Origin of the sequence: Sphingomonas sp., from assembly GCF_040398505.1 — a bacterium.
Lineage (GTDB): Bacteria > Pseudomonadota > Alphaproteobacteria > Sphingomonadales > Sphingomonadaceae > Sphingomonas.
The window spans coordinates 12624-23989 of the sequence record NZ_JBBATX010000034.1; the positions used below are offsets into that span (position 1 = coordinate 12624).

The 11366-nt window shown below is 64.2% G+C and carries 8 protein-coding genes and 1 pseudogene; 2 read left to right on the top strand and 7 right to left on the bottom strand.

All coding sequences use genetic code 11. From position 1 onward, the window contains the following. Positions 1 to 374, bottom strand: a pseudogene (locus ABWP09_RS06455) (sensor histidine kinase); the annotation flags it as partial. 181 nt (positions 375 to 555) lie between these two features. Here ABWP09_RS06455 and ABWP09_RS06460 point away from each other — a divergent pair. Further along, positions 556 to 1149 (top strand): HD domain-containing protein, encoded by a 594-nt coding sequence (locus tag ABWP09_RS06460; RefSeq protein ID WP_353204327.1) that lies wholly within the window; start codon positions 556 to 558, stop codon positions 1147 to 1149. Positions 1150 to 1232: 83 nt separating this feature from the next. On the opposite strand, the gene ABWP09_RS06465 is transcribed toward ABWP09_RS06460, so the two are convergent. The 6 genes from ABWP09_RS06465 to ABWP09_RS06490 form a co-directional block, all read right to left on the bottom strand. Beyond that, on the bottom strand, positions 1233 to 4046 hold the full coding sequence (locus ABWP09_RS06465) for a TonB-dependent receptor (RefSeq protein WP_353204328.1): 2814 nt from the start codon (positions 4044 to 4046) through the stop codon (positions 1233 to 1235). Positions 4047 to 4230: 184 nt separating this feature from the next. Continuing rightward, entirely contained in the window at positions 4231 to 6303 is a 2073-nt protein-coding gene (gene ligA, locus ABWP09_RS06470; protein WP_353204329.1) for an NAD-dependent DNA ligase LigA, read from the bottom strand. 166 nt (positions 6304 to 6469) lie between these two features. Then, positions 6470 to 6712: a hypothetical protein gene (locus ABWP09_RS06475; RefSeq protein ID WP_353204330.1), complete on the bottom strand. Its 243-nt coding sequence runs from the start codon at positions 6710 to 6712 to the stop codon at positions 6470 to 6472. 56 nt (positions 6713 to 6768) lie between these two features. After that, a complete protein-coding gene (locus ABWP09_RS06480) occupies positions 6769 to 6975 on the bottom strand; it encodes a cold-shock protein (RefSeq protein WP_176496810.1) in 207 nt (68 codons plus the stop codon). Between the two features lie 363 nt (positions 6976 to 7338). Next, the gene (gene recN, locus ABWP09_RS06485) at positions 7339 to 9003 is read right to left on the bottom strand and encodes a DNA repair protein RecN (RefSeq protein ID WP_353204331.1); all 1665 of its coding nucleotides are present in this window, start codon (positions 9001 to 9003) and stop codon (positions 7339 to 7341) included. A gap of 168 nt (positions 9004 to 9171) precedes the next feature. After that, positions 9172 to 10122, bottom strand: a complete 951-nt coding sequence (locus tag ABWP09_RS06490) for an outer membrane protein assembly factor BamD (RefSeq protein WP_353204332.1) — start codon at positions 10120 to 10122, stop codon at positions 9172 to 9174. 113 nt (positions 10123 to 10235) lie between these two features. Here ABWP09_RS06490 and ABWP09_RS06495 point away from each other — a divergent pair, with 113 nt between their 5' ends. Further along, the gene (locus ABWP09_RS06495; RefSeq protein ID WP_353204333.1) at positions 10236 to 11060 is read left to right on the top strand and encodes a class I mannose-6-phosphate isomerase; all 825 of its coding nucleotides are present in this window, start codon (positions 10236 to 10238) and stop codon (positions 11058 to 11060) included. The last annotated feature ends 306 nt before the right edge of the window (positions 11061 to 11366 follow it).

Genomic DNA, 11366 nt, shown 5'->3' on the forward strand with positions numbered 1-11366 from the left:
AGCACCAGCGGCAGCGTCAGCCCCGGCGCGGAATCCCCCACGAACGAAAACGAAAAGGCGTCGAGCACGGCGTAGAGCAAGGTTGCCACGGCCAGCGTCAACACCGTCAGCACCGCCATCGCGAGGCGCGGCTGGCGGCGGTAATAATGGTACAGCGACGAGAGCAGCAGCGTGACGCTATACCCGATGATCGATTCGAACACGACGGGCACCAGCCGCTTCAAATCCTCGGCCCCGGCGATGCTCGACACGGTCGAAACGCCTCGCAGGATCAGATACCCGCTCCACCCGACCGCTTGCAGCGTCCAGAAGGCACGGCTCTTGTCTTCGAAGAAAGGCCGCGAGAAAATCGCGGGGCGGGTGAACAGCGGCATACCTGCCTTCTAGACCGGCTGGGATCGATGCGCAAAGCGGGGTATGCTATTGCGGACTCCCGTCCCTGGAAGGGAGGGGACGGGGGTGGGTTTGTATGGGGGGAGGGCAGACGCCGCCTCGGGCCAACCCACCCCCGACCCCTCCCTCTCAGGGAGGGGAGGAAGAAAAAAGGAGAGAGCCATGAACCACCAGCCCGAACGCGCGCAGTTCACCGCGATGGAACACGGCACGAAAGAGGATTGGACGCTGATCTCGGGCCATTTCGGTCAGTTCGCGCGTACCCTGCCGAGCCGCGTGCTGACGCATTTGAGCTTGCTCGACGGCGATTATGGCGGTTTCCCGGTCGACCGGCTGCAGCATTCGCTCCAGACCGCGACGCGCGCGCACCAGGACGGGCGCGATGAGGCCTATGTCGTGATGGCGCTGCTGCACGATATTGGCGATACGCTCGGCACCTATAACCATCCCGAGATCGGGGCGGCGATGCTGCGGCCGTTCGTGTCGGAGGAACTGCACTGGATCGCCAACACGCACGGCGTGTTCCAGGGCTATTATTTCTTCCACTACATCGGCAGCGACCGTGATCTGCGCGAGCAGTATCGCGGCCACCCGCATTTCGAAGCGTGCGCCGAGTTTTGCGAGAAATACGATCAGGCGGCGTTCGACCCGGCCTATGACAGCGCCCCGCTCGCTTTCTTCGAACCGATGGTCGGGCGCGTTTTCGCGCGGCCGATCACCTCGATTTATGCGAAGATCGGGGATGCGGCGGCCTGACCTTCGGCTTTTTCAGAACGCGGACATAAAAAAGGCCGCCGTCCCATCCGGGACGGCGGCCAATTTTGTAGCGCCGGTTCGACTTAGAACTGGGCGTTGAGCGTCACGATGACGGTGCGCGGCGTACCGATCTGCGCGAACGGCACCGAAGTGTTGGTGGTCGACCCACCCGAGAAGCCGCCAACGTAGAATTTGTTGAAGACGTTCTGCAGGTTGAACTGGAGGTAGGTCTTGTCGTTCAGACCGGCCCAGCCCATCGACAGCCGCGCGTCGAGATCGACCAGCGTGTAGCCGGGTGCATAGGGGTTATACGCCGTATACTGGAAGCCACGCGTGCCGGCAAAGGTCGCCGCCGTGTTCGCCGCGGTCGGGCAGATCTGGTTGACCAGCGAGGCGGTGCAACCGATCGTCGCGATGTTCTGGTCGTTCAGGTAACGACGGCCATAGCGCTTTGCCTGGACGCCGAGTTCGACCGGCCCGAGCTTACCCTGCGCGCGCGCGCCGAACGAATAGACCGAAGCCCCCGATTCACGCTTGCCCGCCGTGTACGCGAAGATCGGATCGCCGACAGTGGCGCAGTTGATCGTCGTGTTGGTGGTGCAATTGCCGATCTGGATGTTGTTCTTGATGTCCGACTTCAGATACGAACCGAAGAGATGGAGCAGGATCTCCGGGATCGGACGGAAATCGAGGCTGCCATCGATGCCATATTTATCGACGCGGCCGAGGTTGCGGTAGATCGACTGCTGCGTGTCAGGATCGAACGCGCTGGCCAGACGGTTGGTGAAGCGCGTGTACCACGGACCGACTTGGATCTGCAGTTGGCGGGTATTGTAGCGGATGCCGGCGTCAAAATTGTCGGTGGTTTCAGGCGTCGGGTTCGCCTGCGTGGTGGTGCGGTTATAGAAGAACTGGTTGTAAAGATTGTCCGTACCCGGAACCGACAGACCCTTCGAATAGCTGCCGTAGACTGAGACCGCATCGGCCGCCTTGAAGGTGAAGCCAACGTTCGGCAGCACGCGGCTGTAGGTATAACGACGCGTGGCGGGAGGAGCGAACGATCCGGCAACGGTCAGGCCGGTTGCGGCGTTGACCGTGTAGGGGTTCGCTGCGGCGATTTCACCCTGTAGCGTAGTGTTGCGGCCGAAGCACTCGACGGAACCGCCCGCGCTGCTGGCGAAGCAATATTGGTTCAGGTCACGGCGATAGAACGGGGCACGAATACCGATCGAAACGCTGAGCTTCTTGTCGAGGAACAGACCACGATACTCGCCTGAAACTTGGTTAAGCGTGGCGTAAGAGAGGCGATCGCGCTTCTGCAGGATCTCGCCATTGGCTGCGAGGATCGGGTTATTGAGCGGGAATACGTCAGTCGGGAAGCCGTTGGTCTGCAGCGCATTGATTTCGCCGGTCTGGCGATGACGACCGCGGTCGAAGGTGTAACCAACGCGGACGGTCTGGCCCTCGGCAAAATCCCAGCGCAAGTTGGCGATCACGCCATAGCGGCGCGTCTGGGTCGTGCTCGGCGCGAGAACGTTGACAGTGTCAAGCAGATCGCCGTCACCGTTGAGGTCCTTGCCGACGAACGGGTTGCCCGCGAAATAGCCGAGGCGGCAGGTGTTGGTTGCCGAATTCGGGACATTGGCGCAAGAAGTCGGAGTGCCGCTTGTAGCGGCCGTGCCGCCCGCCGGGTTGATGTCACGGAAGCCTTCGCGCGCAGTGACGGTGCCGCCACCGTTCGCCAAAACATATTGGAAGCTCGGATCGACCGTCAGGACGAGGCCGCTTGCCAGCGTGAAGCGCGAGTTGATGCGGATGCTGCCGGTGTTCGACGGGTTATAACGCTCGTCGAAGCTGGTGCCGCAAGCCGTGCCGTTGTTCGACGCGCCCGGGGCAACGATGTTGGCAGGTGCGTCGGCGACGCCGGGGGTGCCTGCTCCGATCGTGCAGCGTTCAATATGATACGGAATTTCGCTGCCGCTGAGCGGGAAACGGTTAAAGGAGCTGTTCGTACCTGCGGTACGCGCTGCGCCGGTGAGGAGCGTCGGGTTCAGCGCCGACCCAGGAGCAGCAATGCTCTGCGTGTAGATATTGGTGTCGCTGCGCAGCGGTGCCGAACCGCCGAAATTGTTGCGGTTCTCATTGTAGTTGCCGGCGACCGAAATGAAGTCACCATTGCTGCCGAGCGGCTGATAGATCCGGGCGTTGAACTGTTGCTTGTCGATCTTGCCGAAATCGTTGACGAACCAGTCGTTGGTCGCCTTGCTGGCCGAGAACCACGCCTTGGTACCGAAGGAGGTGAACTCACCGGTGTTGATAAGGCCGAAGACGCGGAAAAAGCTGAAATCGCCGACCGAGCCGACGAGCCGTACGCCGAAATCCTTGGTCGGGACGCTCGTGCGATAATTAACGGTCGAACCAGTCGCCGCCGCGGTCGGGCTGTCGACATCGGTCGAGCCATAGCTGACATTGACGTTCTCGATCAGCTCAGGGTCGAGCTGCTGGTTCGAATAGAGCGCGTAGTTGCCGGTGTCGTTGAGCGGGATGCCGTCGAACGAGAGCGAGATGCGCGACGCATCGAAACCGCGGATGTTGAGCGTGCCGCCGGCCGAACCGAACGGATCGTTATTCTGAAAATTGACGCCTGGCAGCTGGTTGATCGTGTCCAGGATCGTCTGGCCCGGGGTCTGGCGCGAAATGAACGCCTGGTCGAGCTGACCCTTCGCCTTGGACGTGTCGGGGATCTGGACGCCGTTAATGCCCTTGGTCGAGCTCGCGGTGACGATAATGTCGGCGCCGCTCTTGTCGAAATCGACCGAACCGGTCGACTGCGCGAACGCGACGCCCGGAATCAGCAACGCGGCAAACGCCACGCTCGTGCAAAGCTTCATCTTCATAATAGTCCCCTTAGAATCTCGTAACCGCGCGGGGGCCGGCATTACAAACCGTACCACCCCATCGCGATTGCCCCATGCACGCGATATATTTCGGTTGGATGACAGTCGAGTCATGTTGACCGGAGTCATGACAAAGGATTCATGTTGCGTTGCAAAAAGGCATCACAATCAGACCGTTTCGCGATTATCGCGCGGCGGCGACGATCTCGGCCCAGCGCGCTTCGTCGATCACCGAAACCCCTAAATCTGCAGCTTTTTTAAGCTTGGATCCGGCCCCCGGCCCGGCCACGACCAAGTCGGTCTTGGCCGAGACCGAGCCCGCCACGCGCGCGCCCAGCGTCTCGGCTTGCGCCTTGGCTTCGTCGCGGCTCATCGTCTCGAGGCTGCCGGTGAACACCACGGTCTTGCCGCTGACCGGCGACTCGCGGATGTTCGAGACATACGCGAGCGGCGACACTTCGCCGAGCAGATCCGCCCAGGCGTCGCGGTTATGCTGTTCGGCGAAGAAATCGACCAACGCCTCGGCGACGACCGGGCCGACACCGTCAACCGATTCGAGTTCGGCGCGGGCATCGGGGGTTTCGTGCGCAGCGCTGGCGATTTCGGCGATGCGCGCGACCGTGCCGAACGCCTTGACCAGATCGCGTGCGGTGACTTGCCCGACATGGCGGATGCCGAGCCCGAACAGGAAGCGCGCCGGGTCGGGCGCGCGCTTTGCCGCTATTGCGGCCAGCAGATTCGCCGCCCACACCCGGCCATCCTTCTTGCGCGCGAGCAATTGCGCTTCCGTGAGCCGGAAGATGTCGGCCGGGCTGTGGATCAGCGCGTCATGGAAGAAATCCTCGATTTGCTTGAGCCCGAGGCCTTCGATGTCGAGTGCTGCACGGCTGACGAAGTGGCGCAGCCGTTCGATCCGTTGCGCCGGGCAGATCAGCCCGCCGGTGCAGCGGATATCGACCTCGCCGTCTTCGCGCACCGCGTCGGACTTGCATTCGGGGCAGACGGTGGGGAAGGGCCAGGCACCACGGCTGGGATTGGGCGTGCAATTCACGACGATTTGCGGGATCACGTCGCCCGCGCGCTGCAGCACGACGCGGTCGCCGGGCCACACACCAAGCCGTGCGATCTCATCGGCATTGTGCAGCGTCGCATTGGTGACCACCACGCCGCCGACCGTGACCGGGGTCAGCCGTGCGACGGGGGTGAGCTTGCCGGTGCGACCGACTTGGATGTCGATCCGCTCGAGCGTGGTCTCGGCGCGCTCGGCCGGGAATTTGTGCGCGAGCGCCCAGCGTGGCGCCTTGGCGACTGCGCCCAACCGCGCCTGCCAGTCGAGCCGGTCAACCTTATAGACGACGCCGTCGATATCGAACGGCAAGTCGGCGCGCTGATGCTCGATCGCGGAGTACTGCGCGAGCGCCTGCTCGATCCCGTCGCAGCGGATCAGCACATCGCTGACCGGCAGGCCCCAGGCGGCGATCGCCTGCATCACCCCGAACTGCGTGTCGGCCGGCAGCGTCGACGTCTCGCCCCAGCCATGCGCGAGGAAGCGCAGCGGGCGGCTCGCCGTGACCGCTGCATCTTTCTGGCGGAGCGATCCGGCGGCGGCGTTGCGCGGGTTGGCGAATTGCCGCGCCTCCTTGGTGCTATCCTCCGCCTCGGCCAGCAGCCGCGCGTTGAGCGCGGTGAAATCGGCCTTGGCCATATAAACCTCGCCGCGGATTTCGAAAATGTCGGGGGCGTCGCCGCTCAGGCGCGCCGGAATATCGCCGATCGTCGCGACATTGGCGGTGACGTCCTCGCCGACCTGACCATCGCCACGCGTCAGCGCCTGCACCAGCCGCCCGTGTTCGTAGCGCAGCGAACAGGACAGGCCGTCGATTTTGGGCTCGGCTGTCAGCGCGACCGGGGCATCCTCGGGCAGATTGAGGAAACGCCGCACGCGCGCGACGAATTCGGACGCCTCATTGGGGGAGAAACCATTCTCCAGGCTCATCATCGGCCGGGCGTGCGCCACCTTGGCGAGATGCGCGGCGGGCGCTGCGCCGACGACCAGCGAGGGCGAATCGGTGCGGACGAGATGCGGGAAAGCCGCCTCGATCGCGGCGTTGCCGCGCGTCAGCGCGTCATAGTCGGCATCCGAAATCTCGGGCGCGTCGTCGGTGTGATAGGCGCGGTTATGGTGCGCGATCTCCGCCGCCAGCCGCGCCAGTTCGGCGGCTGCATCATTGTCGGTGGCGGGGAGGGGGGTGCTCATGCCGCTTTGGTAGCGGAGGGCGGCGATGAGATTCAAGACGCGTTCGTCATGCTTCCCGTTCGCCCTGAGCCTGTCGAAGGGCTGCGTGCCACACGTCGGACATCGTTTGTGGCACGCAGGGCTTCGACAGGCTCAGCCCGAACGGGGTGTGGAGGACAGAACGACCCTAATCCTCGCTCGCATCCATTTCGGCGACGTGCTTGGCTTCCTCATTGACCGAGCGGCGCTCGGCGGTTTTTTCGGCGCGCGTCGCCATTTCGTCCCACGCCTTGGCGGCACGCAGGAAACGGCTGCGAACATTGTCGAGCGTCGCGGCGGATGCATCGGACTCGGCCTGGCGGGCACGGTCGCGATAGAAAAGGGCGGTGGTGTTCGTCGGAGGTCTCCGCGACAATGTGAGGACAAGCAAGGGTGTCGCCGTCGCCGCAAAGCAGACGCGCGCGACACCCCGTTCAGATTGCGAAATTACGCCTGGGCGAGCTTGACCGCCGACATCTTGCCGCGACGGTCCTCTTCCAGCTCGTACGAAACGCGCTGGTCACGATCGAGCGTCGCCATGCCGGCGGCTTCAACCGCACTGATATGGACGAACGCATCGCCGCCGCCGCCCTCGGGCGCGATGAAACCATAACCTTTGTCGGCGTTGAAGAATTTAACGGTGCCGATAGCCATAACTGATTCCTTTGGTCCCGGCTCCGCCCGTCTGGGGCGTGCCGAATGGGGCCGAGATCGAAGACGGATGCGTCGTCCGGCCCCGGCCGGCGCATCCGATTGCTGTAGGTCACCGGCGCGCGGGTAATCCGCAGCGACGAGGCCGACCGAAAAGGGGGAAGCGAGAGAGCAAGACCGCGCATCCGATGCCAGGCAAGCGGGAGCGCAGCAGGTCTCTCAGCCGCGCGATGCTTGGGGGCAGACTCGCACGATGAATTTGTCATAGCAGATCGTTACGGGATTGTCGCGGGATTTAGCGGGCGGCGGATTGTCTGCTGCCTCCCCTCCCTTTGAGGGAGGGGAGAAGAAAGAACGGAGTAGGGCTCACGCCGTCTCCAGCAACCGCTCGGCCTGCGCCCTCGCTTCGGGCGTGATCGTTGCCCCCGACAGCATCCGCGCGATTTCCTCGCGGCGCGCGGCCTCGTCGAGCGCGGTCACCCCGGTGCGCGTCACCGTCCCGTCATGGCTCTTGGCGATTAGCAGATGATGCCCGCCGCGCGCCGCCACTTGCGGGCTGTGCGTCACGACAAGCAATTGCGTGCCGCCCGCCAGCCGCGCGAGCCGCTCGCCGATCGCGCTCGCCACCGCGCCGCCGACGCCGCGGTCGATTTCGTCGAAGATCATCGTCGCTGCCCCGCCTTGCTCGGCGAGCGCGACCTTCAGCGCGAGGATGAAACGCGACAATTCGCCGCCGCTCGCGATCTTGACCAGCGGCGCGAACGGCGCGCCGGGGTTGGTCGAGATTTCGAATTCGACGCGGTCCTTGCCCGCCGCGGACCAATTCTCCCGCGCAGCCGGTGCGACTACGGTGCAGAAGCGTGCCGCATCCAGCTTCAGCGGCACGAGTTCACCCTTCACCGCCGCATCGAGCCGCAGCGCAGCTTCGCGCCGCGCGGCACTCAGCGCGTCCGCCGCCGTATCGTAACGCGCCCGCGCTGCCGCGAGTTTGGCCTCCAGCGCCGCAAGGCCCTCTTCCCCCGCTTCCAACGCCGCCAGCTTGCCCGCCAATTCGCTCGCCAGCTCGGCCAGATCATCGGGCTGGACGCGGTGTTTGCGCGCCATGCCGCGCAGTTCGAACAGCCGCGTCTCATCCTCTTCCAGCGTCGCCGGATCGAACCACAGATCGGCCTTCGCCGTGCGCAGCCGGTCCTCGGCGACCGCCCCCTCGATCACCGCGCGATCGATCGCCGCGAGCGCATCGGCAAAGGCGACGTGGTCGCCCGCAATCCGCTCGAGCACGCGCGCCGCCTGGCGCAGCTGCGATAGCCCGCCATCCGATCCTTCGAGCCAATTCTCGATCGCGGCGAGATCCTCGGCAATTTTCTCGGCGCGCTGCATCGTGCGGCGACGCGCGGCAAGGGTCTCCTCCTCGCCCGGCTCGGGCGCGAGCGCGCGCAGTTCGCCAACGGCATGTTCGAGCCAGTCGCGGTCGCGCTGCGCGGTATCGATGTTCGCCCGTGCCGCCGCCAGTGCCCCCTCGGCCTCGCGCCACGCTTTGTAGGCGGCCGCCGTCGGAGCGGCATCGACGCGCCCGAACGCATCGAGCAAGGCGCGGTGGCCGCGCGCGTTGAGCAGCCCGCGATCATCATGCTGGCCGTGGATTTCGACCAGCCAGGTCGCCAATTCGCGCAGTAATCCGGCCGAGGCAGGCTGGTCGTTGACGAACGCGCGGCTGCCGCCATCGGCTTTCACGATGCGGCGGATCAGCAAAGGTTCGCCCGGATCGAGATCGAGGCCATTCTCGCTGAGCAAAGCGGCGATCGGCCCGTCGGCGGGTGGCGTATCGAAGGTCGCGGTGACGACGGCTTGCGCCGCCCCTTGCCGCACCAGCCCGGCCTCGCCGCGCGCGCCGAGCGCGAGACCGAGCGCATCGAGCAGGATCGACTTGCCCGCGCCCGTCTCCCCGGTCAGCACACCTAACCCTGCGCCGAATTGCAGATCGAGCGCTTCGATCAGCACGACGTCACGAATGGCGAGAGAGTTCAGCATCGTGCCGCCCCCTTTATCCGAGCTTTACGTGTTCCGGTATCGTTCTTTTCGCAATTCCCGCAGCGACGATGCCGCGCTGCTGCGAAAGCCAGCGCCGAGGGTCGTGAGCGCGACATGCGGGGCGCTGGATTCCTGCTTTCGCAGGAAAACCTACAACGCCGATTCCGCTCAATTGCCCGGATTGGGGTTGCCCGGGTTGGTCGACGAGCTTCCGACGGGTGCCGCGCTGGTGTCGCGCTTGAATTCGCGGTTTTTCTTGGGAGTCACTTGTGCCGGGGTCCCCGTATTGGGCACGACCGGTTCACCCGTCGCGATCGCCGCCACCGCGACCGGGGGGTGCTCATTCGACAATTTATAGGCGCGCGCATACCACGTCGTACCGGGATAGTTCGCGCCGAGCACGGCGGTGGATTTGCGCGCTTCATCCGGCACGCCGAGCGCCAGATAGGTCTCGGTCAAGCGCATCAGCGCCTCGGGCGTGTGCGTCGTCGTCTGATAGTCGTCGACCACCTTGCGGAAGCGCCCGGTCGCCGCGAGCCACTGCCCGCGTGTTTCGTAAAAGCGCCCGATCTCCATTTCCTTGCCGGCCAGATGGTCGCGCACGAGATCGACCTTGAGCCGCGCGTCGGCGGCATAGCGCGTATTGGGGTAGCGCCGCATCAACTCGCCGAGCGAATCGAGCGCTTGCTGCGTGATCTTCTGGTCGCGCGTGACGTCGCTGATCTGTTCGTAATAGCCGAGCGAGATGAGATAATAGGCATAAGGCGCATCGCGGTTGCCGGGATGGACCGAGAGGAATCGCTGCGCCGACTGGATCGACGCGGTATAATCATGCGCCAGATAATAACTAAAGGCGCTCATCAACTGCGCGCGGCGTGCCCATACCGAATAGGGATGCTGCCGCTCGACTTCGTCGAACAACAAAGCGGCGAGCTTATACTCTTTATTGTCCAGACGCTTGCGTGCGGCGCTATAAAGCGTGCCAAAATCGCGCGCGACGTATGGGATGTCGCCCTTGGTGCGGTTGCGCGCGCAGCCGGTGGTGACGAGCGCGGATCCCGCGATCAGGACGACCGCGAGGCTGCGGACGAGGGGCGAGCGGGTAAGGGAGGTACGCATCGGGGCCGGTCTTAGCGCAAGCGCGCATCGGCAAACAATCCTTTTCGGCGAACGGATCGCTTGGCCCGAACGGTGCGTTGCTCTAATCCTTGCCTGACTGGAGATCGCGCACCGTGACCGCAACCCTGCTCGCCACCAAACGCGTCGAAAAGCCCTGGGGCCGGACCCATTTGTGGCCCGGTTTCGCCGATCCCGCACCCGGCGGGGAGAAGGTCGGCGAAGTGTGGTTCCAGACGCCGCATGCCGGCGAACCCGAATTGCTCGTCAAATATCTCTTCACCAGCGAGAAATTGTCGGTGCAGGTCCACCCCGACGATGCCCAATCGCAAGCGGCGGGCTATCCGCGCGGCAAGGACGAGGCGTGGCTGATCCTCGCCGCCGAACCCGATTCGACGATCGCGATCGGCACGCTGGCGCCGATGACCCAGGAGGAATTGCGCGCCGCCGCGCTCGACGGATCGATCGCGCACAAGCTCGACTGGAAACCAGTCAAAGCGGGTGACTTCATGTACAACAAGGCCGGCACGATTCACGCGATCGGGGCGGGGATAACCTGCGTCGAAATCCAGCAGAATGTCGATCTGACCTACCGCCTCTACGATTATGGCAGCGACCGCGAATTGCACCTCGACGCCGGCGTCGCGGTGGCGGATGCGGTGCCGTTCGTGCCCTTGCCGACGCCGGTTGCGGATGGCGGAGATCGACAGATACTCGCCGAGGGCCCGAAATTCGTCGTCGAACGCTTCGCTGGCGGGCACCGCGTGGTTGATTTGCCCGCTGGCGTCATCGGCTGGTTGGTGCCCGTCGCGGGCGCCGGGGCGGTCGATGGCGTGGCGTGGAAAGCGGGCGAATGCCTGATGCTGATCGGCCGCTGCGAGATCGCAGCGGATGCCGGGAGCGACCTGTTGCTGGCCTATCCGGGGGACCGGCGGATTTAGCGGAGGAAGTCGGACGGCTGGTTTCGGCGCCGCTGATGATAACGTTTCCAAGCGCTTTGAAGCAAACGCGCCGCGTCTAGGCCGCTCACCCCGCGTAAGGGGAGCGCACAGCCGTTGCATTTTAAGCGCTACCGCGCCATTTATTCCTCATGAGAACGCAATCACGATTCTTGGCCGTGTTCCATGTTGCGATAAACAGTGCGTCTACCATCGGATTGCTTGCAACATTCTCCAGCGTTTCTGGGGCCTTTATTAAAATTGGCTCATGGGCGGATGGCTCATATGTCGCTGCGTTTGTCTCCATCA

Coding starts and splice junctions, on each gene's coding strand:
- ABWP09_RS06460 (WP_353204327.1), top strand. CDS start 556: ATGAACCACCAGCCCGAACGCGCGCAGTTCACCGCGATGGAACACGGC.
- ABWP09_RS06465 (WP_353204328.1), bottom strand. CDS start 4,046: ATGAAGATGAAGCTTTGCACGAGCGTGGCGTTTGCCGCGTTGCTGATT.
- ligA (WP_353204329.1), bottom strand. CDS start 6,303: ATGAGCACCCCCCTCCCCGCCACCGACAATGATGCAGCCGCCGAACTG.
- ABWP09_RS06480 (WP_176496810.1), bottom strand. CDS start 6,975: ATGGCTATCGGCACCGTTAAATTCTTCAACGCCGACAAAGGTTATGGT.
- recN (WP_353204331.1), bottom strand. CDS start 9,003: ATGCTGAACTCTCTCGCCATTCGTGACGTCGTGCTGATCGAAGCGCTC.
- ABWP09_RS06490 (WP_353204332.1), bottom strand. CDS start 10,122: ATGCGTACCTCCCTTACCCGCTCGCCCCTCGTCCGCAGCCTCGCGGTC.